This is a genomic window from Arsenicibacter rosenii, from assembly GCF_001870735.1.
Lineage (GTDB): Bacteria > Bacteroidota > Bacteroidia > Cytophagales > Spirosomataceae > Arsenicibacter > Arsenicibacter rosenii.
Genome location: NZ_MORL01000024.1, coordinates 47,437 through 69,030 on the forward strand (window position 1 = coordinate 47,437; position 21,594 = coordinate 69,030).

The 21,594-nt window shown below is 41.3% G+C and carries 18 protein-coding genes and 1 pseudogene; 7 read left to right on the forward strand and 12 right to left on the reverse strand.

The window, feature by feature from the left end; translation table 11 throughout:
* The first annotated feature begins 89 nt into the window (after positions 1-89).
* Positions 90-944 carry a pirin family protein gene (locus BLX24_RS25350; RefSeq protein WP_071506025.1) on the forward strand — a complete coding sequence of 285 codons (855 nt, stop codon included), beginning with the start codon at positions 90-92 and terminating at the stop codon, positions 942-944.
* 70 nt (positions 945-1,014) lie between these two features.
* Here BLX24_RS25350 and BLX24_RS25355 read toward each other — a convergent pair whose 3' ends face one another.
* Together BLX24_RS25355 and BLX24_RS25360 are read right to left on the reverse strand one after the other, a co-directional pair.
* Complete coding sequence (locus BLX24_RS25355) at positions 1,015-3,489, reverse strand: heavy metal translocating P-type ATPase (RefSeq protein WP_071506055.1); 2,475 nt, start codon at positions 3,487-3,489, stop codon at positions 1,015-1,017.
* Between the two features lie 13 nt (positions 3,490-3,502).
* Positions 3,503-4,369 carry a universal stress protein gene (locus BLX24_RS25360; RefSeq protein WP_071506026.1) on the reverse strand — a complete coding sequence of 289 codons (867 nt, stop codon included), beginning with the start codon at positions 4,367-4,369 and terminating at the stop codon, positions 3,503-3,505.
* Between the two features lie 213 nt (positions 4,370-4,582).
* Here BLX24_RS25360 and BLX24_RS25365 point away from each other — a divergent pair, with 213 nt between their 5' ends.
* The gene (locus BLX24_RS25365; RefSeq protein WP_071506027.1) at positions 4,583-5,641 is read left to right on the forward strand and encodes a response regulator; all 1,059 of its coding nucleotides are present in this window, start codon (positions 4,583-4,585) and stop codon (positions 5,639-5,641) included.
* A gap of 148 nt (positions 5,642-5,789) precedes the next feature.
* Here BLX24_RS25365 and BLX24_RS25370 read toward each other — a convergent pair whose 3' ends face one another.
* The 3 genes from BLX24_RS25370 to BLX24_RS25380 form a co-directional block, all read right to left on the reverse strand.
* Positions 5,790-6,125, reverse strand: a complete 336-nt coding sequence (locus BLX24_RS25370; protein WP_071506028.1) for a phage holin family protein — start codon at positions 6,123-6,125, stop codon at positions 5,790-5,792.
* A 115-nt stretch (positions 6,126-6,240) separates the two neighbouring features.
* The gene (gene hisIE / locus BLX24_RS25375; protein WP_374755019.1) at positions 6,241-6,837 is read right to left on the reverse strand and encodes a bifunctional phosphoribosyl-AMP cyclohydrolase/phosphoribosyl-ATP diphosphatase HisIE; all 597 of its coding nucleotides are present in this window, start codon (positions 6,835-6,837) and stop codon (positions 6,241-6,243) included.
* 154 nt (positions 6,838-6,991) lie between these two features.
* Positions 6,992-7,999: a lysylphosphatidylglycerol synthase transmembrane domain-containing protein gene (locus BLX24_RS25380; RefSeq protein ID WP_071506030.1), complete on the reverse strand. Its 1,008-nt coding sequence runs from the start codon at positions 7,997-7,999 to the stop codon at positions 6,992-6,994.
* Between the two features lie 154 nt (positions 8,000-8,153).
* Here BLX24_RS25380 and BLX24_RS25385 point away from each other — a divergent pair, with 154 nt between their 5' ends.
* The 5 genes and pseudogenes from BLX24_RS25385 to BLX24_RS33685 form a co-directional block, all read left to right on the forward strand.
* The gene (locus tag BLX24_RS25385) at positions 8,154-10,235 is read left to right on the forward strand and encodes a DUF7657 domain-containing protein (RefSeq protein WP_071506031.1); all 2,082 of its coding nucleotides are present in this window, start codon (positions 8,154-8,156) and stop codon (positions 10,233-10,235) included.
* Positions 10,228-10,983, forward strand: coding sequence for a glycosyltransferase family 2 protein (locus BLX24_RS25390; RefSeq protein WP_071506032.1), 756 nt, complete (start codon positions 10,228-10,230; stop codon positions 10,981-10,983). Before BLX24_RS25385 ends, BLX24_RS25390 begins: the two co-directional genes overlap by 8 nt.
* A 7-nt stretch (positions 10,984-10,990) precedes the next feature.
* Complete coding sequence (locus BLX24_RS25395; protein ID WP_071506033.1) at positions 10,991-11,365, forward strand: DUF2304 domain-containing protein; 375 nt, start codon at positions 10,991-10,993, stop codon at positions 11,363-11,365.
* Entirely contained in the window at positions 11,322-12,353 is a 1,032-nt protein-coding gene (locus tag BLX24_RS25400; protein WP_143092806.1) for a glycosyltransferase family protein, read from the forward strand. Before BLX24_RS25395 ends, BLX24_RS25400 begins: the two co-directional genes overlap by 44 nt.
* Positions 12,354-12,375: 22 nt before the next feature.
* A pseudogene (locus tag BLX24_RS33685) lies at positions 12,376-12,544 on the forward strand (integrase core domain-containing protein); the annotation flags it as partial.
* A 614-nt stretch (positions 12,545-13,158) separates the two neighbouring features.
* On the opposite strand, the gene BLX24_RS25405 reads toward BLX24_RS33685, so the two are convergent.
* The 7 genes from BLX24_RS25405 to BLX24_RS25435 all read right to left on the reverse strand — a co-directional run bounded on the left by BLX24_RS25405 (position 13,159) and on the right by BLX24_RS25435 (position 21,219).
* Positions 13,159-14,397 carry a glycosyltransferase family 2 protein gene (locus BLX24_RS25405; RefSeq protein ID WP_071506035.1) on the reverse strand — a complete coding sequence of 413 codons (1,239 nt, stop codon included), beginning with the start codon at positions 14,395-14,397 and terminating at the stop codon, positions 13,159-13,161.
* Positions 14,398-14,461: 64 nt separating this feature from the next.
* Entirely contained in the window at positions 14,462-15,700 is a 1,239-nt protein-coding gene (locus BLX24_RS25410) for a class I SAM-dependent methyltransferase (RefSeq protein ID WP_143092807.1), read from the reverse strand.
* A 23-nt stretch (positions 15,701-15,723) separates the two neighbouring features.
* Positions 15,724-17,031 carry a lipopolysaccharide biosynthesis protein RfbH gene (gene rfbH, locus BLX24_RS25415; protein WP_071506037.1) on the reverse strand — a complete coding sequence of 436 codons (1,308 nt, stop codon included), beginning with the start codon at positions 17,029-17,031 and terminating at the stop codon, positions 15,724-15,726.
* A gap of 72 nt (positions 17,032-17,103) precedes the next feature.
* Positions 17,104-17,889: an aldolase/citrate lyase family protein gene (locus tag BLX24_RS25420; protein ID WP_071506038.1), complete on the reverse strand. Its 786-nt coding sequence runs from the start codon at positions 17,887-17,889 to the stop codon at positions 17,104-17,106.
* Positions 17,886-19,700 (reverse strand): thiamine pyrophosphate-binding protein, encoded by a 1,815-nt coding sequence (locus BLX24_RS25425; RefSeq protein WP_071506039.1) that lies wholly within the window; start codon positions 19,698-19,700, stop codon positions 17,886-17,888. Before BLX24_RS25425 ends, BLX24_RS25420 begins: the two co-directional genes overlap by 4 nt.
* A gap of 77 nt (positions 19,701-19,777) precedes the next feature.
* Positions 19,778-20,446: an HAD family hydrolase gene (locus BLX24_RS25430; protein WP_071506040.1), complete on the reverse strand. Its 669-nt coding sequence runs from the start codon at positions 20,444-20,446 to the stop codon at positions 19,778-19,780.
* Positions 20,425-21,219 carry a TylF/MycF/NovP-related O-methyltransferase gene (locus BLX24_RS25435; RefSeq protein WP_071506041.1) on the reverse strand — a complete coding sequence of 265 codons (795 nt, stop codon included), beginning with the start codon at positions 21,217-21,219 and terminating at the stop codon, positions 20,425-20,427. The genes BLX24_RS25430 and BLX24_RS25435 overlap by 22 nt, the downstream gene beginning before the upstream one ends.
* Positions 21,220-21,594 lie beyond the last annotated feature (375 nt).

Consider the following 21,594-nt stretch of genomic DNA (forward strand, 5'->3'; position numbering starts at 1 on the left):
TTCCCGATCATTCCGGACTCTTCCTGCGTGATCGGGAATTTTTTTATAAAATTCAATGTATATACATTAAATACATAAACACGAATATTATGGAAACGCCACGTACGATTAGCCAGGTATTACCGGCACCAATGATGCATATGGGTAAATTACACGTACGGCAACCCCTGCCCTCTAACCGTTTACCTTACCTTGATCCGTTTGTGCTGTTGCACCATGCGCATACCATTGCCGATCCTGACCAACAACTTCAGAAAGCCGGTGTTGATCCGCATCCGCACCGGGGGTTTTCGCCGGTAACGTTTGTATTTAAAGGCGGTGTGCGCCATCGGGACAGCCGCCAGAATGATGGAACGGTGTACGAAGGTGGTACCCAGTGGATGAACGCCGGTATGGGCATCATTCACAGCGAACGCCCGTTGACCGCTGAACAAGAAATTATTCAGATGTGGGTGAACACACCGGCAGCCAACAAAATGGATCAGCCATCGTATTATCCGCTGACGAAAGAGCAAACTCCGGCAACCACCAGTCCCGACGGTAAAGTAGTCGTGAATGTGGTAACCGGTGATTTGTTAGGGCAGCAAGGGCCGATTCCGACATTTACGCCGATTAACTCCGGCACGATTCATATGCAGGCGGGCGGTACCATTGACATACCGGTTCCGGCCAGTCACAACCTGTTTGTTTATTTTCTCGACGGATACGCCAAAATCAACGACGACCGGCTCGTGACGGGCAAGAACATGGTTACGTTCAGCCATGACGGCGATTATATTACGCTTGAAGCCCTCGAAGACACCCGCGCATTGCTGATGTCCGGAGAGCCTATTGGTGAAGAGATCGTTGCGCAGGGGCCATTTGTCATGAACAGTGACATTCAGATCATGGAAGCCTACCGCGATTTCCGGAAAGGGAAAATGGGTATTCTGATTGAGGATTAACAAACATGGCTGGTACCAGGTAATACCAGCCATGTTTATTAGGCGCCGTAGTACGGAGTATCATTCCGTGTTACAGCTTTTTGAAGAGTCGCTTCGCGATGATGTTTGACGTAATAGTTGACAGTAAAATAACCGTCAGCGAGGTGGCCGGCATCAGAATGGCCGCCACAACCGGCGCCATGTGCCCTTGAACGGCCACGGAAATGCCGACGAAATTATAAAGCAAGGATATTCCGAAACAGAATTTCAGCACCCACATGCCGGCACGGGCCAGCTTGATGTATTGCGGCAAACGAACCAGTTGATCGCCCTGGACGATGGCATCACAGGCAGGTGAAAAAGTAGTCAGATCATCGCTGACGGCAATGCCTAACTCGCTTTGTTGCAGTGCCCCGGCATCATTCAGCCCATCGCCTACCATCAGCACCTGAGCTCCTTTTTGCTGCAGCCCCTGAATAACCCGCAGCTTGTCGTCCGGTTTTTGCAGAAAATGCAGATGGTCGGCTTTGCCAAACAAGCGGGTCAGGTAGGTCCGGTCGGCGTCGCGGTCGCCGGAGAGCACAAACTGCGCTATGTTTTCCTGATCCAGTTGCTGAACCAACCCCTCAACGCCATTGCGATACGGATTCCGGATGCTGAAATAGCCCAATACATACTGATCGACAGCCAAAAAGGTATGACTACCGGCGGTATCCGGTAAGGTGCGGTCATAACCCACAAAGCCGGCCGAGCCAAGCCGGATCAGTTGCCCGTCAACCATGGCTTCAATACCTGCACCAGCCACTTCGCGGAAGTTTTTCAGAGGAACGCGGCGCTGCCAGCCATCCAGCCAACCGGCTATCCGGCGACTGTACGGGTGTACCGAATGGCCGGTCAGTGCCCGGACAATGCTTTTCATCTCATCGGATAAATCGTCTTCTGTCTCTGTGCCCTCAGCCATGCTGACCCACTGCACTGTTGAGGCATTTGTCTGCGTCAGGGTCCCGGTTTTATCGAAAACAACGGCCGTTATCCGGGTCAGTTTTTCAATCACACCGGCTTGCCGGAGGTACAACCCATAGCGCCCGAAGATACCGACGAGGTTGCTATCCGTAAAGGTATGTGCCAGCAGCAGAATACATGGACAAACCACGATCAGCACGGCCGTAGCCGCATTTAAGCCCAGCAGCATCTGACCCTGTAACGTCCAGAACAGAAAACTACCCAGCGAAATGGTAAACACCGCCGGTGTAAAATAGCGGTTGATTTTATCCGGCAATGACGACCGGAGCCGTTTGGCTTCGGCATCGGCATCCTGATTCCGGAACGCATCGTGGTTCCAGAGTTGGGTCAGGTAGCTTTCCGAAACAGGCTTTACCACATCCATTTCGGCCGCCTGACCTACCAGCCGCCCACCGGCATAGAGCAACTCACCAACCTGGCGGCTTACCGGCTCCGATTCGCCTGTCACAAAACTGTAGTCAATCATGGCTTCCGGGCTCAGCAACCGTGCATCGGCGGGAATCAGTTCCTGGTTACGGATATACAGCCGGTCACCGGTCTGAAGTTCGGTTACGGGTACGCGACGTTCGGCAGGGCCCTGCTTCACGGTAGCTGCCAGCGGGAAGTAAGCGGTATAGTCCCGTTCGAACGACAGACGGGCATAGGTTCTGTCCTGTAAGTATCGGCCAATCAACAGGAAGAACACAATACCCGTCATCGAATCGAAATACCCCGGTCCCGTATGTGTCGCGACTTCGAACACACTGCGACTGAAGGTAATGAGTATAGAAAGCACAATGGGAGCATCGATATTCAGGTAGCGGCCCCGCAGTGCCTGCCACGCTGATCTGAAAAAGTCCTGCGCGCTGAACAGCAGCACCGGCAAAGACAACAACAGGTTCAGGTAAACAAACAGGTCGCCCAGCGATTTTTCTTTCGACCACTCTCCTACGGCAAAATACTCCGGAAAGCTCATCATCATGATGTTGCCGAACGCAAAACCGGCCACACCGATCTGCGCGAGTTTACGCCGCCGCTGCCGGCGTTGTTGTTTCCCGTCCAGATCTTGCAGGCTGATATAGGGCTCATAACCAATACGCGTCAGCAGATCGGCCAGCTGACTCAGGGGCAGGATTGCTTCCTGCAACAGGATACGTACTTTCCGCCCGGGAAAATTCACGACGGCCGAGAGTACACCCGGATGAAGCCGGTGCAGATTTTCGAGCAGGTAAATGCAGGAACTGCAATGCATACCCGGCGTATAAAACGTTACTGAGGTGCGGTTATCATCAGCAAAGTCGATGAGCTTTTCCCGTATCTGCGGTAAATCTACGTAGGCAAACTTACCCTCGTAATAGTCTTTATCAGGCGAAAGGCCCGGGTGCTGGTCAAAGCGGTAATACTGACATAACTCACTATCGTTCAATAGCGTGTAAACCGTTTTGCAGCCATCGCAGCAAAACGGTTTACCATCAGCGATCAGTAAGGGTTCAGGGCAGTCAGCACCGCAGTGATAACATTTTACAATAGCAGCGGTTTTCGGTTCAGTCGGCGAGGCAATCATGGGGTACAGGTGGTCAGGCAACCTCCACAGCTTGCTGCCGGGTTTCGGTTGCGGTTAGTGTCGGATCATATAAGGCAATAAGCGGAATCGTGATATGGTGCACAATCTGGCGGGTTACGCTCCGGCCCAGAATAGCATCGGCCCACGAACGGTGGCGAGGTACCGTTACCAGCAAGTCGGCCGTCGGGTTATCATTCAGAAACGTTTCAATGCCTTCAGCTGCGCTTTCATTCTCAACAAATTCGGTTACCAGCGATACTTCCCCGAAAAAGGCCCGTAACCGGAATTGAGCTTCCGGCGACGGCGGGGCTACTTTTTCGCCGGGCTTCAGCACACATAAAAGCGTAAGGTGAGCCTGATTATTAGCCGCCAGCAACCGGATTGGCTCAAAGACATCCGGCGAGGTAATGCTTTCGTAATCGGTAGCGATAACGATATGTTGCAGCGGCCGGATAATGGCCGTGGCCGGTACAACCATCAGATTGGTGCGGGCTTCCCGCAACAAATTAGACGAGGTGCTGCCAAGCCACGGATTCAGCCCCCGCCCGCTGGCCCCAACGATGATCCAGTCGTATTTTTCCTGTCCGCTCGCATGCTGAATAGCAGAAAGCGAATTGCCGGGATAAGTTTGCGGCGCAAACCGGTGCCAGCGATAATTCCGCTCTGCTTTCAGCTGCCGCCCGAGCGTACTGAGCATTTCCAGTGAACGCTGCTGCACAATGTCTGCCTCATAGAAAGGAGTATGTGCCGTTTCGAGCTGAATCGGGAAGGCATGTAGCAGAGTACAGTCGCAGGGTACATAACCAAGTATGTTTAATGCATACCGGAAAGCATGTTCAGAAGCATCAGAAAAGTCGGAGGCAAGCAAAATGCGTTTCATGACGGAGCGCTGGTTGATAGTGAAATGACCGGGACAAAGCTACAGACACCAAAGTAGCACAGACATGACTGCCAACCCCTCAATACCTGATTGTAAGCAGCCTCATGAGCGTATAAATTATGACTTCGGTCATATACACTTTTAGGTTTTCAGACTCTATTTGTAGTTAATTTGTAACAAACCAAGGTTACGACTAACTGTTTTATCGACGTCATGCAAACCTTACTGCTTATTGAAGACAACGACGCCCTTCGGGAGAATACAGCCGAGATTCTGGAATTGAGCGGCTATCAGGTATTAACGGCTGAAAATGGTAAAATCGGCGTTGAAGTCGCCATCCGTGAAAAGCCGGACCTGATTATCTGCGATATCATGATGCCGGTGCTGGACGGGTACGGCGTTTTGCATATGCTCCATAAACATGACGACACGGCCCACATTCCGTTTATTTTCCTGACGGCCAAAACCGAGCGGAACGATTTCCGGAAAGGCATGGAAATGGGCGCCGATGACTATGTAATGAAGCCCTTTGAAGAGATTGAGCTGCTGAATGCAGTGGAGAGCCGGCTTCGCAAGGCAGATCTGACCAAGAAACACTACGCTCCGACGCTTGAAGGCCTGGATGCCCTGATCCGCGACTCCGGCGGAAGTTCTGAGTTAAATAAGCTGATCGAAAACCGGGAAATCCGCACCTATCGCAAGAAAGAAGAAATTTATGCTGAAGGCCGGCCAAGCCATTATTTGTTTTTCTTACAGAAAGGCCGAGTTAAGACCTTCAAATCAAATGAGTTAGGCAAAGAACTGATCGTTGACTTGCTGGCCGCGCCTACGTATTTCGGGTACAAATCCTTGCTTCAGGAAACGTTTTACGCTGACACGGCGGTGGCAATGGAAGACGCTGAGGTATGCCTGATTCCAAAGCAGGACTTCTTTATGTTGCTCAATAAAAACGTAGAGGTTGCCCAGCAGTTTATCCGGATGCTGGCCGAAAACATTGACGAAAAAGAAGATCAGTTGATCAAACTCGCCTACAACTCGGTCCGGAAACGGGTAGCGGATGCCCTGCTGCGGTTCTATGAATCGGTAAAAGCCAACGGAACGACGAATCCCGGATTACCATTGCTGCGGGAAGACCTCGCCAATGCAGCAGGTACCTCGCTGGAAACTGCCATCCGGACGCTTAGCGATTTTAAAGACGAAAAGCTAATTGATATTCAGTCCGGTCAGGTTATTATTTTATCGGCAGACCGGTTGCGTAGAATGAAGAATTAGCAATAAAAAAGAGACAAGGCGGACCTTGTCTCTTTTTTTAAACCCTGCTCGTCGGAATTTCTGAATTCCGACGCACATGATTGCGGATTTGCAAATCCGCAGTTAACGGCATCCGGATTTAAAATCCGGATGAGCAACAACGCATTCTTTAACTAACGATTGCGTCAATAATCCAGGTAACAATCGATACAACGAAACTAAATAACAGCGCGGCAATAAAACCACTGACAGCGAAACCGCTAACAAGGTAAGCCGCCAGATACACCATCAATACGTTGATGACCAGGTAAAAAAGACCCAATGTCAGAATCGTAATCGGAATAGTCAGAAACACCAATACCGGTTTCAGGAATGCGTTGAGCAAACCCAATACGATGGCGACAAGCAATGCCGTTCCGAAACTGGAAACGATAATGCCGGGAATAAGCCGACTGGCGATGAACACAGCCACCGCACTAATCAATATGCGTACGAGCAGTCCCATGGTTGTTGAGAGTTGTAGTTTATGGTTCAGACAGGGCGCGCTGAGGCATAACCCTGTGCACACGAGTACTTGCGCAAACTACAAACTCTAAAGGTCAAACCAATGTTCAACTGTACTATTTTGCGTGGCGTTTTTTCAGCACCGCAATGACCTCGTCGAGGTCGATGTTTTTATGTTCGAGCAGCACCAGAAAGTGAAACAGCAAGTCGGCCGCTTCACCTTTGAAAAGATCGTCGTTTGTATCCTTCGCTTCAATCACTAGTTCGACTGCCTCCTCGCCTACTTTCTGGGCAATTTTATTGACACCCCGTCCGAAGAGCGACGTCGTGTAGGATTTCTCAGACGGATTCTGTTTCCGGTCACGGATGACAGCCTGGAGGTAATTCAGGAATTGTCCCTCGCCGGTGTTAGTTTCATTGAAGCACGTATCGGCACCGGTATGGCAGGTCGGTCCCGCCGGCAAAGCTTTAATCAGGATCGTATCTTCGTCGCAGTCGCCGAGAATTTCCTGTACATGCAGGAAGTTATTGGATGTTTCGCCTTTGGTCCAGAGGCGTTGTTTACTACGGCTGAAAAACGTGACGACGCCTTCAGCTTTGGTTTTCTCATAAGCCTCCTGGTTCATGTACCCCACCATGAGCACTTTTCCCGTATTAGCATCCTGAATGACAGCCGGTATCAGGCCATCCGGTGATTTATCAAAAGTAAGCATTGATTGAATGATTGAGTGGTTGATTGATTAAGCAGCGTGTATTGCATATGTAAAATACGGTCGCCCTCAACCGATCAACCTGCCGGATCGCCGGCAATGGTCAGTGCAAAGGTACAGAGTATGGGGGAAAGGATTACCAACGCATCGGGCGAAACTATGCTTTCTGTTCATTTTCAGCCTCCAGAGCAACTTCTTTATTTCGCCGCTGAATCAATACCGGAATGATGAGGAAGCTGATACTACTCAGGACAAGGTTTATGGCAAAGCCTATGGCGTGCATGAACGTAGCGACCACGGCCCCTTCGGCAGTACTCAATCCATAAAGCACCAGCGCCCGGCTGACGAAAAAATGAAACGTACCAATTCCCCCCTGTGTTGGTACAGCGAGGCCGCCAATGGAGGAGACGGCGAGAATGGTAAGGGCAGCAGATGGCGGCAGATGGCTGGTGATGTCGAGGGAAAGCAAGACAAGATAAGTGGCCAGCCACGTCATACCCTGCAGCGCCACTGTTAATGTAACAAATAAGCCCGGATTTGGTAAGTTTTTAATTGCGGAGAATCCCTGCCATAATCCGTTAGCAAAACGGATTATCTTTTTCATAAAAGTATGGTTTTGTACAGCTGGCAAACGGATAACAAACCATATGACCAGCAAACTTAAGACTCCCGCTAGTCCCAACCCTATCAGCAAAGCAGAAGGCAACTTAAGAGTAAGTTCCGCTAAATAAGCCTGCATACGAGCCAATTCTAACAAAAAAGCAAGTGACAAAATAAGTACAAGCATGAATAGATCCACCACTCGCTCAGCAACCACTGACCCAACTCCCTGTGAAAAAGGAACCCCGTCAGTACGTTGTAATGTCAGGCATCGGGTTACCTCACCAGATCCAATAACAATCATACTGGCAACGCTTCCGGACTGCATTGCTACAGTTGCTCTGAAGGCTGTTGGTGTATACCCTAAAGCCAGTAAGGGCTGCTGCCAGCGCCAGCCACGCATGTAATACGAAACGGCAATAATAATGCCCACCAGAACAATGTATGTGTAGTTAGCTTTATTAAATTGAGAAACAAAATCGGAGAACTCAATATCCTTCAAAGCGTATACAAGAAGTGTAACAGCGAGCAATAACGGGACACTACGCTTAAATAGTTTATTCATAAGCAATGACGAACATGGCGCAAGTTATAGAAATTTCACGTAAGGGGCATTTGGAGTAGATAAGGCATAGGTGTATTTTTGGCATTGTGTTTGTTTAATAAGATTTAAACCAACATAGTATAGCTAACCCCAGCATCATCATTTGAGTTAGGTTATGTCGAAGTCATTGAAGAAGAAATCTACCGTACCCGCTGCTAAACCTCAAACTACGCCATCGGTATCAGAAAATAAGGCTAATCAGCCTGTTATAAAAAATGTTGCCTTACCTAAAGTAAGCGATGTTGATACTACACAGGAATTTGAGTTGATTCGGTTTGATAAGCGTGTGAAGTGGTTTGTAGGGATTTGTATAGGATTATTTTTCTTACTGACATTGGCGAAAATTCATCCGGTTTCTTTAGCCGTCTGGAATCAGCTACTACCCGATGGAAGTGACCAAAGACGAGGCTTAATTTCAGGTGAACCACGAAGAATCCGAATGGATGACTATGCTGTTGGAACACCTTGGTTATTATCTCAGGCAAATAAAAACTTTCCAACAGAGAATGAAGTGATCGGCGGCTATAAAAGCCCTGTACTTATGCTACCAAGCCATCACTTTATTGAAATCTTCAAACCGTATGACTGGGGTTTCTTTTTATTGGATATTGAGCATGGATATGCTTTGGCATATTCGTTTAAAGCTATCTTCGCGCTAATATCAATTACATTCATGCTTTTATTGATAACTAAGAATAATTTCTGGTTATCACTTTTAGGAAGTTCCTGGTTATTTCTTTCGTCCGGTACACAATCATGGAATAACATACCAATGATGCTGATAGCGTATACTGGTGCCATGTTTGTAGCGACAATATATTTACTATACAGTCGTAATTGGAAAATAGTTTTAGGCAGCTCACTCCTTGTAGCCTGGCTATTAATTGGTTATATTCTATTATTATATCCTCCCTACCAGGTTCCTTTAGGGTATTTACTTTTAGCTTTAATGATTGGATTTATTCTGAATAATTTCAATTTAAAAGTATTACTTGATCAATGGGCTTTTAAAGTAGGTGGAGCGTTACTGATGATCGCAGTTATAAGTGTTTCTTTTTACTTTTTTTTCAAAGATGTTAAACCAACACTTGATGCGGTTGTAAATACTGTTTATCCCGGGAAACGAAGTGAATCCGGTGGAACCGGATTTATAGCAAACTGGTTTTCTGAATATTTTAGCTGGCAGTATACCGACACGAATCATCCGAAGAATTGGTTAAATCATTGTGAACTTTCACATTATATTACATTTGCGCCTATAATTATTCCATGCGCGCTCATTAGCTTTGGTTTATACAGAAAAATTGACTGGATCATCTTGCTTTTAATTTTCTTTATTGTAGTTGGATACATTTGGATAGAGATCGGCTTCCCAACATGGTTAGCTAAAGTTACTCTGTGGGATATGAGTCCGACCCGAAGAACACAAATTCCATTTGGTATTGGCAACGTTTTATTAACAGTTATATACCTGAACTACCTTCAAAATATCCCAATTCGAAAAAACACTCTTTTCACTGTACTCGGAATCGTAGCTATATTAGGCTATATGATTTATGCAATGAATGTAAATATTAATGATGCTGAAGGCTTTTTCAAGTCAACTCAGCTAATTGTCCCTACTATTTTCTTCATAAGTATTGCGTCTCTCCTTCTATTCACCTGGTCTCCTCCTTTTAGAAATGGACTCTTTGGTATAGCAATTACATTCTTTTTACTACCTAACATAAAGCTGAATCCCGTCTCTAAAGGGATGGCGCCCATTATTAATCATACTCTTTATCAAACCGTTCAGGAAATTGACCGGCAAGAGCCAAATGTACGCTGGGTAGTTTTTGGCAGTCAGTATATATCTTATTTGGTAACAGCTACCGGCGTTAACCTGATAAGTGGAGTCAAGTACGTGCCAGAACGAAGAATTATGAACGTACTTGATCCTTCTATGAAGCGAGACTCTGCCTATAACAGATATGCCCATACAGTCTATGGATCTTTTATTAACGGGCAAGATTCTGTAGTTATACAAAATACGTTTGAAGATGGTTATCAAGTATATATGGATCCTTGTTCGCCAAAATTTAAAAAGTTAAATGTCAAATACATTATTTTTGACAAACAGCCACAAGCTATTGAAACAAGATGTATGAAATTAGTGTCAACATTAGGTACAATTCAAATTTACCGTATCAATGACTAATGATAAATCTAACAACTTAGTCCGTATATTAATAATTATACCATGCTATAACGAAGAAGACTCTATAGCTGCTGTTATTCAACAGGTTAATAGCCAGAAGTTTGCAGACAGGCTAGATATCGACGTATTAGCAATTAATGATTGTTCAACAGACAATACTTTAGAGGTAATGCAACAATCAAATTGTAAATACTTGAATCTACCTATAAACTTAGGTATAGGTGGTGCAATGCATGCAGGGTATAAATACGCGTTTCAATATAAATATGATATTGCTGTTCAAATGGATGGAGATGGCCAACATCCAGCTCAGGAACTTTATAAAATACTGCAACCTATATTGAATAATGAAGCTGACGTAGTAATTGGATCACGCTTTATAACTAAACAAGGATTCCAGTCTTCACTCATGCGTCGTGTTGGCATTAACTACTTTCGATGGTTAAATCAACTTTTAATTGGAATAACAATACATGACAGTACTTCAGGATTTAGAGCTTTCAACAGGAAGACATTACAGATCGTTGATAAATATTATCCAGACGAGTATCCTGAGCCAGAATCTATTGTACAATTTGGTTTATCTGCTTTAAGAATAAAAGAAGTACCTGTCACCATGAAAGAGAGACAGGGTGGAGTGTCCTCTATAAATAATGGACGAGCAATTTATTACATGGTAAAAGTTACGCTTGGAATTCTATTTATATATATTCGACTTATTTCTAAGCGTAACCGTAAATATAATTAATTTAACAATGGCAGTTTTACCAACAACTATACAACTAATAAGTATAATAGGGGCTGCTCTATTTATGCTAATTATCTTTCGGCTTATAGCAAAAGGAAAATTAAGAGAGGAATATTCAATAGTCTGGATACTTTGTACTCTTTTACTAATTATTTTTTCTATATGGCGCAAAGGCCTGGAAAAAATTGCTTTATTTTTAGGAGTTTATTACGCTCCTTCTTTAATATTTCTAGGTGCTTTTTTTGCAGTAGCGATATTTCTGGTTCATTTGTCATTAGTTAATTCCAAACTTCAAAATCAGATTAAAAGCTTAGCCCATGAAATAGCATTTATAAAAAATGAGATTGATTCTCAAAAAAAGAAATCTGAAGAAAATGCCTAAAATACACATTATTAATCAATATGTTTGGCCTGATGGCTCCCCTATCTGTATCATTTGCGAACAGTTAACCGAATACTTAACAAATCAAGGTGAAAGTGTTGCAATGGTGGGAGGAGGAGGAGAATATCGTCCTTCAGCAAGGCCCAAACCTAACATTGAGCTAGTAAGCCTTGAAACAAAAGCATACCCAAGAGATACTTACTTACAAATTCTAACAGAATATTTTATCGTGTTTAAAATGTTTTGGAAGTATGTAAGAAGAAGTGTAAAAGAAGGAGACGTCTTAGTGATTACAAACTCCCCATTTCTTAATATCTTTTTAAGATACGCTGTCTTCAAAAGAGGCGTGAAAAGTATTTTCATAATGTTTGATTATTTTCCTGCCTCTATTATTTCGCTGAAAGTTCCTCACATAGCTCATAAAATAATAAAGTGGTGGTGGGATAGAGAATTAAACAAATTTGATAATGTCATTAAAGTTTCATCTAATGTTGGTTATGAAGGGCCAAATGCTGTTATTAAACGATTATGGCCAATGATTGATATTAAGCCAAACCCGGATGTAGCGCCTAAAAAAATGGCTTTGTATACTGGTAATCTTGGCATAACTCATGATGTAGAAGCGCTAGTAAAAGAATGCTATATCCTACAAGAAAAAGGGTATGAGGTTAACTTTTATGCTGACGGTCCGGGTTTAGAGAAATTGCCGGCTCAGTTAAAGCCAAGCGTGAAAGGTGTTTTTAAAGACACCCCCTCACTCATAAAGGCACTTTATGAGCATGAAATACATCTAATCACTGGAACCATAGGAACTGATGAATCTAGTTTTCCTTCAAAAATATGGAATAGTTTAGCTTCTGGCCGAAAAGTAGTTGCTTGCGGGTTTACAGGTAAGATGAAATTAGAATTAGACTTTATTCTGGCTTCTAATTATACTGCTCATTTAACAGAGATGGCTTCTTTTATTAAAGAACAAGCACACAAGTAAGTGTACATTTCCTTACACTTGCGGTAAACCAACTGACAATACGTTTATTGAGAGAGCCCTTCAATGGAAGTTTTCGGGATGAATGTTTGAACGCACACTGGTTAATATCACTGGAAGATACTCGTGAGAAAATGGAGCATTGGCGGTACGGGTATAACGGTTTTCGGCCGTCGGCAAGCTGTGAGGCCTGACAGCGGATGAAGTCGGGAGAGGCCTTGAAAGAAGGAGAAACGACCGTCATATCCTTAATTATAGGTACATTTTTCAGGAGAGGCGGCTTAAACTCTAATCAAAACTGGCTTGCCAAAAAAGGTAATGACACGAGCAAGTACGTTGAACCGAAACCTGAGAATCTGCCAATAAGCTTTGGGGCAAGCTTCTGTTTCCCAGCTGGTCCTAAAGCTTATTGCTGCACATCACGGAGCATTTGCTTATTCAGACTCAGATCGGCTACAAGTTGTTTAAGCTTTTGGTGCTCTTAATTACCTCAATTCCTTAAGTCCAGGACACGCAGCCCCCGACACTTGTTCTTCCAGACGTAGTACGTCACTTCACTAGCTCTTATTTTGTGGTACACCTTTGGAACCGACACTCCAGTGTCGGCTTAACCCAATACAAAATGATGGCAGAGGCCAACCGTCTGTGATTCGGTGAACTTTGACGTCTTCTTAGCGATTCTTCAGTTTGTTTAAGAAACTTCAATCGCCACAATTTTTCTGGCTGTCTATTTTTTTAAGGGTTAAGGTTAAACGTAAAAGGCTGTTACAAAATCAAAGATCACGAGGCTGTTTCGCAAACGTAAAACTTATCTGTAACGTGCATGAAACTCCCCAAATACTAACTGGAACATATAATTCCAAGTAGAGGCTTTAGCTATATACCTAAACGGATTTTTATAAACTTCATCATGAAGAAGGCAAGCATCATAAATATTATTCACTTGATAAAGTGATGCATTGATCAATATAAAAGGATGCATATAGCGTTTTAGATCATAGTTTATGAGATTAACAACATTATTTTCTACAGATTTAATAATTTTTTCTACTTCAGTAATTTCCAAATTATTTTTTTGAGCAATGTAACGCGTTGTCGCTATAATCTCGTCATGCTTTGCTTTTGCTTTGGTATTAGCCTCTTTAACAGCTATTCTAATAAATGGCAATAAATCGAATTTACTTTTCTCATCCTGATTCAAACCAGCATCAAAAGACTGTAAAAGACTCTCAGCAATTATATAACTAATTGATGCTGTTGCTTCATTTAATTTAATTCGTTCATGAAAAGGGACTGTCTCCTCAGTCATTGCCTGGAGCACAGGTGCCGTATTTTCATGATTAAATAAATGTGATGTTCCTAAACTTTTTGCTGAAATTCCAGCAAGTCTTAACCTTTTATTTGACTGCACGTATTTGTCAACAACATCACAAAGAGCAATTCCGGAATAGACATCTGGAGCCTGGGATCTAAAAAAACTGGTCGTTTTCTTTTTTATTTTGTTGATTGCATTGAAACTTACAAACGAACTATAAATCATTGGCAAACGGAGATAATCTGCCTTACAATTAAGCACTTTTCCCAATTCTTTTTTTGCATCGATAATGTCAAATCCGCTCTCCAGGCTTACTTTAAGCATACTAGCTTGACGCTTAACGGGATGATTTGGCCAATAGTAAAAGTCATGGTAATAATTCATATTTACAGCCTCAAGGCCCGTTTCATTAAGTAAATTATTACATGTTTCGACAGCATTTGGAAGTAGTCCATCATCATCACCTAAAATAGTTACAAATCCACCCTCTATATGAGATAAAGCAAATTCATAATGATAAGTCATGCTCAGACGCTTGCCTGGATTTATGTACTTAATTCTGGGGTCTTTAAAAGAATTTATTACATCTGCAGTCCCATCTTGGCTATAATTGTCTGACACAAGTATAGTAAGATTCTCATAATCTTGTGTGGTACATGTCCTTAGCGTATGCTCTAGTATTTCAGCTCTTTCACGAGTTGGTACAATAATTGTAAATTGTTTATGCTCCATTATTTTGTTTATAAGATAGTAGAATTAGCAATACATTTCATACTTTTAATAGTAGTACTAAAAACTATTCAGTAAATAAATCGCTAATATTTACTAGTCTGGGACATACTGTGTTTTTTGCCTTATATAATTCTATAATATCTTTTCTTATTCTTTGAAAAGATATGGCTGATGTAATAATAACGAGATCTTCCGAAGTATTAATATCATCATAAATGGCACTCCCTATTTCAATTTTTACTCCTGAAATCGTTTCTCCAACATTCCTTTTATCTCCATCAAAAAGTAATAGTTGCTTATTCTGTTTCTGTGCTAAAGCGATTAATTTATAAGCCAATTGGCCTATTCCATAAAAACAAACCTTGTCATTTATTTTATTTAAATATTCAGAAAATGTATTCAAACTTTTTTTTGATCTGTAAATATATTCATTTACAGATAATAAATTTTTGGTACTTTTCTGAAAATAAAATTGATCTGGCAGCTTTTTTTTTGAATATATAACATAAGCAGCAAAATAATCTAACCCATTTTCAATTTTAAATGACCGAACCCCTATCTCTTCAATTCTTAAATCATATAATTTACCTATATTGATAAAATCTTGTGTACTGAAATGATTAATATGCTCAGTATTGAATTCTTGTAGAGGAGAGTGAATATTTATATGATAACTTTCAGCATCGGGACACTCAATATAAATTAACCCATCCTCGGTTATTGCTTGTTTTGACTTAACAATTATTTCATTAATACTATAAATATGCTCAAGAACATGAGTATAAGTGATCAAGTCAAATTCATTGCGAAAATCAAAGTCAAAGATCGAACCTGTTAAGCACTCGCAATCTACAAGTTGAGAAGCTCTGCGTGAACATGTAGGGGATGGATCTAACCCAAACAAATTGGAAAAATTTTTATTCTTAAAGGCCTTCAATAACCCTCCGTTTGCGCAACCGACATCAAGTATCTTAGCATTTTTGTCAATATGAGCTGAGATTATTTCAACGGTATCTTTTAATCTTGTTTGATCAAGTAGAGAAATACCGCCAGCGCCGACAGAAACCGTGTTCTCATCTTCATACTTCGATAATTGTGAGTAGTAATTATCTAATTGAAATTGATCTACACCAATATCACCAAATATAAAGCCGCATTTAGAGCAATATAACACTAAATAGTCATTCTTCATCGGATGCTTATCATAAGTTTTTATTGGTATTGAATCTATGATAGCACTATTTTCAGAAGAACATACTGGGCAACTTCTCATTCTTTTTTGATTTGATTTTAATAATTTCAAGACAATTTAATACCTTTTCATGACTATCTATTACGAATATACTGTTCAATACACTGCGCAATATATTCGTAATGAAGTTTATTTAAACCCGGCCAAACTCCAAGCCAAAATGAGCGATTCATGATTGTATCAGTGTTAGTAAGATCGCCTGCTATTCGATAAGATATGTTTTTATAAGCTGGTTGGCGCAACATGTTACCGGCAAACAGTAAACGTGTTCCGATTTTATTTTTTTCTAAAAAACGTATCAGCTCTGAACGATCAATAGAACTAGTTTCTCGTATTGTAAGCATAAAGCCAAACCAACTTGGATCACTATTAGGCGTAGCTTCTGGTAAAATAAAGTGTTCCTCAAATGGCTTCAAAATATCATATAACAATCGATGATTTTCGCGCCGTTTGGCCACAAATTGGTCAGCTTTCTGTAATTGGCTAAGACCGATTGCGGCTTGCATATCAGTTACTTTTAGATTGAAACCAATATGCGAATATGTGTATTTATGATCATAACCATATGGTAAATCTCCTAATTGCCATTCAAAGCGTTTACGGCACGTATTATCTGTACCTGTTTCACAATAGCAATCACGTCCCCAATCACGAAAACTTTCAACAATCATTTTAAGCCTCGCATTACTAGTCAACACAGCCCCCCCTTCACCCATTGTAATATGGTGAGCAGGGTAAAATGAAACGGTTGCTAAATCACCAAATGTACCCGTTTTCTGCCCTCGGTACGTAGCTCCCAGTGAGTCGCAATCGTCTTCAATCACCCAAAGATTATATTTCCGGGCAACTTCCATGACGACATCTAAATTAAACGGATTGCCTAGAGAATGGGCAATCATAATCGCCTTAGTTTTAGGCGAAATAGCATCTTCAATTCGCTCTGCTTTGATGTTATAGGTCGGAATATCGATATCAACAAATACGGGCACGGCCCCATATTGAATCATTGGGTTTACGGTAGTAGGGAATCCGGCCGCTACTGTAATTACTTCATCACCGGGTTTTATTTGGCGTTCATTTAACTTAGGCGATGTTAGTGCATAAAATGCACACAGGTTAGCCGATGATCCTGAATTGACTAAAGCAGAGAACTTTGTTCCAAAATATTTAGCAAACTCATACTCAAATTTTTTCCCATACCGGCCTGTTGTCAACCATCCGTCCATCATGGAATCGATGCCAGTAAGAATATCCTGTGCATCAATTATTTTTCCAGTGACAGGAATATAATCCTGTCCAGCTATTATAATTCGATTGGCCTTTTCCGCTAATCTAGGTTGCAGTAATCGCAGAAGATCCGAATCGATGTTTTGAAAATCCATTTTGTCAAATTATCAATCAACGAAAAATTATAGAGTCAGTTATAAAAACTTAACCGACCCGTTATTTTTGGGCTATTGAAAAACCCTTTTTTCAATCATATTTATTCGATCAATCTCCTTATTGGAGTGATGAATATGGTAGTTTCTACGATAGTTTAGAATTCCTAATTCTAATTTTTGACCATTCAGTAGTGCCTCTTTGAGTTTGCTTAGTGCGATGGCCGGATCATACATTACATATCTTGTTTCGAATTTATCCAGTAGTCCTTTCTGGAAAAGAGACTTCATATAGTCAAGTGATTCAATAGTGATAGCCCCTCCCAAATAAACCCTTTTTTGCAATTCTCTGGACTGAGTAAATAAATCACAAGCAATATCAAAAACTTCATCAGAATTTACATATGCTCTGTCTTTACCCATTGATGAAACAAAATCAACTCTACCAAGCGTCACATGATAGAGTTCAGCAAATCCATCTGCTTTTTTGATCTCTCCAAAATTACGGTAAGCCATTATCGTTTCGATATTCACACCCAATTGAACATTAGAAAGGACATCAGGCGGCAAAATAGACTTTGCACTTTTAACAAACTTGTCAAGAGCAAAGGGACTCTCAATCATTGGAGCAACTAAGCCTTTTACTCCAATCATCATGGAATCTTCTAAATCTCGCTTAGCTTCTGCACCTGCTATCTTCAGAAGTAGCTTGGTTCCAGCCTGATTGCAGAGCTCCTTTAAACGAATAACTTCCATCAAGGAAGCCCCTTCGTCCTCAAAACTGGTTTTAATTCCTATTACCCCAAAGTTCTCAATCAGCTCTTTGAGCAATGAGGTAGTTGATAATTCTAGCTTATTCATAATGCTTCACTAAATGTATAAATCATATTTCCCTCTAGCTCTTCCTTCGGCAAAAAAGGCCACATGTTTTCCATAGGGGAGGTGACCATACTTCCATCCTCAAGTTTAATTGACGTAAGTTTAGGGCTAAACTGTTGTGCAAGGTCGAGCTTTACTTCGCAAATGAATCTACCTTTGGTTTGCATGATTTTCCCTAACTGCTCTCTTAGTTCTGTATGGTTACTAATTGAGTAATACGGAAAGTCAAACGCCTCAGCTATTTTAGCAAAATCCGGGAAAGTTAATCCCGACTCAGTCCCACATCCAACAATATTATCTTTGAAAAAATTATGCTGAGTTTGCCGGATCGAGTGATACCCTTGATTGTTATAGATGAATATTTGTGCCGGAATATTCTTACCAGAAATAGTTTGGAGCTCCTGAATGTTCATCATAATGCTACCATCTCCAGCAATACAAATTATCCGCTCTCTGTAGTGGTCAGAGCTCCACACACCAATTGTAGCTGGCAGTTCATAGCCCATAGACGCACACCCGGAGTTATGAAATATTCGTTGATTTGGCTTAACCCTGATAGCCTGAAACGTAGTCACACAGGCTGTACCGTCAGCACAAACAATAACGTCATTTTCTTTAGTGTAATCAGACAAGGCGTCAGCAAAACAATATGGATTAACATCATTAGGTCGCTCCCAATACTCTGGCAGGCAGACTGGATAACGAATTAACCGTTCTTTACCCCAATTAACCCACCAATTGAAGTTATTTTCTAACGGCTTAACCTTCAGATACGTTAAAAACCCTGGGACAAAATCTTTTAAATTAGCGCAAATTTTCAGGTTGTAAGTACACGTGGGTTTATTTAACTCTTTCGGGTCTACATCAACTCCCACTTTAATGGCATTAGGAGCAAACGACTTCCAGTTGTAACTAACCAGCCTTATATTTAATCGAGATCCTAATACAATTACTAGGTCAGCGCTTTGTACAACAAAATTACCGGAACGATTACCAATCGTACCAGGCCGGCCAACATACAGAGGATGCTCATCCGCAATTAAATCATTGGAATTCCAGGCCGTTACTACCGGAATACCTGTCTGTTCTGCCAACTCTAGAAATTGATCAATTGTGCCAGAACTATGTATGCCAGAACCAATATACCATACAGGTCTCGATGATTGATTAATAAGTTTTGCTAACTCTTCATAGGCATGATCGATACTTTCTGTTGATTCAGACTGGAGTTCGACTGGATCAAATCCTATCAAAGTATCTACATCAATTTTCATTGCCTGAACATCAATCGGCACATCAATCCAGCAAGGCCCCATCCTGCCACTACAGGCGAGATAAATTGCTTTCTCCAAATGATAGCGGATCAAATTAGGGTCATCAATTAGTACTGCATATTTAGTAATTCCTTTAACCATAGAAACTATATCTGCCTCTTGATCGCCCAGTTGTCTCCATCCACCCTCTGTTCCATACGTAGCAACAAGTGTCTCCCGTTTTACTTGTCCTGACACGACTAACATGGGAATAGAATCTACCCAGGCCCCAAATACGCCGTTTAGAGCATTTATGCCACCAGGGCCTGTCGTTACGTTAACAACTGCAGGTTTGTTAGTAACACGGGCATACCCTTCAGCAGCCATTGCACAAGCTTGTTCATGATGGCAAAACACAATATCCATACCGCCACGTCCAAACGCATCATTAAGGTGCATGGCTCCACCACCAGTCACCATGTATACCACATCTGAAACTTCTTTCAGTCTCTGAACAATATAATCAGCAATTCGAATCATAACCGAAACTATATTTTGGGGCAACAAAGATAGTGCCAAGCCTTAAGTTTTCAATCTATATGTATAATGGTAAAGTCTTAGCTAAGAACATTATCCAGAACACTCAGTAATTCCCGTAAAGAATTTATAAAAAGTAAGTTTTTACCATCTACGATACCATACCCATAAGATGCATGAACAAAAATGCAATTATTTTTAAGCGCAGCCTCATAATCTTCTTGTGTATCGCCAATATAAACCCATTTCTCAGCTGAGTTATGGGTTAAATTCTTTATCATTTTTAATCTTTCACTTTTATAATTTGATTTGAATTGTTTATCATCAATGCAGGATATCATATCAAATTCAATACCTATACTTTGAGAAAGTAAAATTTTTTGTAGTGGCTCAAATGGTTTATTTGTCAGGCAAATTAAACGAAAATGCTCTTTATTTAATTGCGTATGTAAGTCTTTAGCTCCATCATACCACTCGCCCTGATCACAATATTCATAATCATATAGGTTTCTAAACGTATTTATAAATTGTTTTTTTTCATAAGGAGTTTTATTTTTAAAATAAATTTCGTGAATTTCTGCAATAGGAGGACCAATATTTCCAGGCTTAAATTCAACCCCGGATTGGTACACCTGAATTGCAGAAGATTCAAATGCCATTTTTATACCTTTATAAGAATTATATAAAGTACCATCAAAATCAAAAATCAAATTAACCATATCACAACTTACTCTCCAAATACTGCCCATGCAGAATATGGTTGATGGGCAAAACGTTTTAACGATAAATTATTTAAGCCAAGAACTTCATTTACAGCAAGAGTTTCTCCAGGAAAATGAGGACAATTTAATTCATCAAAAACTAATAAAGAACCCTTTGTTAACCGAGGAAGAATCTTTTCAAGTACGTCTTTAGTAGGTTTATATACATCCATATCAAAAATAGCCATTGCGACTATGGCGTGAGGGTTATTAGTTAACCACCCATCTATTGTAATTGATGCATCGCCCTTTATTAGCTCAAACTTTTTTACATGAGGAATCGGAGAAAAAGATTCGTGTAGTGTAAGTAATTTATCTAATGTCTCTTCATATTTTTCCGTAGTTGCATAATCGCCAACTTTAGAAAAATCACCATCTTTACTGTCTACGACGCTAAATCCTTCAAAAGTGTCAAACCCAAATATCTTTCTACTATGGTTAAAAGGTTCATACATACCCCTCAGATTTATGAGCTGAGCAAGTGTGGCTCCCCACTGTACACCAAACTCACATATAACACCGGGAACATCTACGATCTTCTGATATAAATTATTGTAGTAAAGAATTCGGCTCAGGGACTGTCGTTTAAGAGTAACTAAATTATGTATGTTCCACTGATGTCCATATTGAGGTAAAAGAGCCTGCGCAATACTAAACAACTGCATGTGTCTTTCTTGCTCATCGAGTGACTGTTGTGTAAATTCACCTGCGATTTTTGTGAGCGTTTCAACTTTGGTACCTGGAGTAGTGTTATTGTGCATAAGTAGTATTTCTAAAGTTTTTATCACAAATATATAAGAGCATGTCTGGCAATATAATCTTAGGCCTGTTCTCCCGTAAATATAGACTCTGCTCTCCTGGTTATTATCCGAAATATAAATGGAATAAATCGGACAATATAGTCTCAAGTAAATAAATATAGTAAACTCACTGAAATAAATGAAAGAATATTAGAAATTACACTAATATCTATTTTACCCCAAATAGTGAAGTTACTTTATTGTTATTATGGGTTATTTCCACAATAGTCCTGCCTGTCACACGAAAAAGCTTCAATAAGTGTAACTAATTTCTAACAATCAGCCTACAACCTTCTCAAGTGTTAGCAGTCCCATTTATTTTATCTGGCATTCTGC

What these genes read in the sequence shown, in the direction of transcription:
- BLX24_RS25380 (WP_071506030.1), bottom strand. Translation starts at nt 7,999, where the DNA reads ATGAATAAACTATTTAAGCGTAGTGTCCCGTTATTGCTCGCTGTTACA.
- BLX24_RS25360 (WP_071506026.1), bottom strand. Translation starts at nt 4,369, where the DNA reads ATGAAACGCATTTTGCTTGCCTCCGACTTTTCTGATGCTTCTGAACAT.
- BLX24_RS25350 (WP_071506025.1), top strand. Translation starts at nt 90, where the DNA reads ATGGAAACGCCACGTACGATTAGCCAGGTATTACCGGCACCAATGATG.
- BLX24_RS25405 (WP_071506035.1), bottom strand. Translation starts at nt 14,397, where the DNA reads ATGGAGCATAAACAATTTACAATTATTGTACCAACTCGTGAAAGAGCT.
- hisIE (WP_374755019.1), bottom strand. Translation starts at nt 6,837, where the DNA reads ATGCTTACTTTTGATAAATCACCGGATGGCCTGATACCGGCTGTCATT.
- BLX24_RS25365 (WP_071506027.1), top strand. Translation starts at nt 4,583, where the DNA reads ATGCAAACCTTACTGCTTATTGAAGACAACGACGCCCTTCGGGAGAAT.
- BLX24_RS25355 (WP_071506055.1), bottom strand. Translation starts at nt 3,489, where the DNA reads ATGATTGCCTCGCCGACTGAACCGAAAACCGCTGCTATTGTAAAATGT.
- BLX24_RS25395 (WP_071506033.1), top strand. Translation starts at nt 10,991, where the DNA reads ATGGCAGTTTTACCAACAACTATACAACTAATAAGTATAATAGGGGCT.
- BLX24_RS25400 (WP_143092806.1), top strand. Translation starts at nt 11,322, where the DNA reads ATGAGATTGATTCTCAAAAAAAGAAATCTGAAGAAAATGCCTAAAATA.
- BLX24_RS25435 (WP_071506041.1), bottom strand. Translation starts at nt 21,219, where the DNA reads ATGCACAATAACACTACTCCAGGTACCAAAGTTGAAACGCTCACAAAA.
- rfbH (WP_071506037.1), bottom strand. Translation starts at nt 17,031, where the DNA reads ATGGATTTTCAAAACATCGATTCGGATCTTCTGCGATTACTGCAACCT.
- BLX24_RS25420 (WP_071506038.1), bottom strand. Translation starts at nt 17,889, where the DNA reads ATGAATAAGCTAGAATTATCAACTACCTCATTGCTCAAAGAGCTGATT.
- BLX24_RS25385 (WP_071506031.1), top strand. Translation starts at nt 8,154, where the DNA reads ATGTCGAAGTCATTGAAGAAGAAATCTACCGTACCCGCTGCTAAACCT.
- BLX24_RS25430 (WP_071506040.1), bottom strand. Translation starts at nt 20,446, where the DNA reads ATGGGCAGTATTTGGAGAGTAAGTTGTGATATGGTTAATTTGATTTTT.
- BLX24_RS25390 (WP_071506032.1), top strand. Translation starts at nt 10,228, where the DNA reads ATGACTAATGATAAATCTAACAACTTAGTCCGTATATTAATAATTATA.
- BLX24_RS25425 (WP_071506039.1), bottom strand. Translation starts at nt 19,700, where the DNA reads ATGATTCGAATTGCTGATTATATTGTTCAGAGACTGAAAGAAGTTTCA.
- BLX24_RS25370 (WP_071506028.1), bottom strand. Translation starts at nt 6,125, where the DNA reads ATGGGACTGCTCGTACGCATATTGATTAGTGCGGTGGCTGTGTTCATC.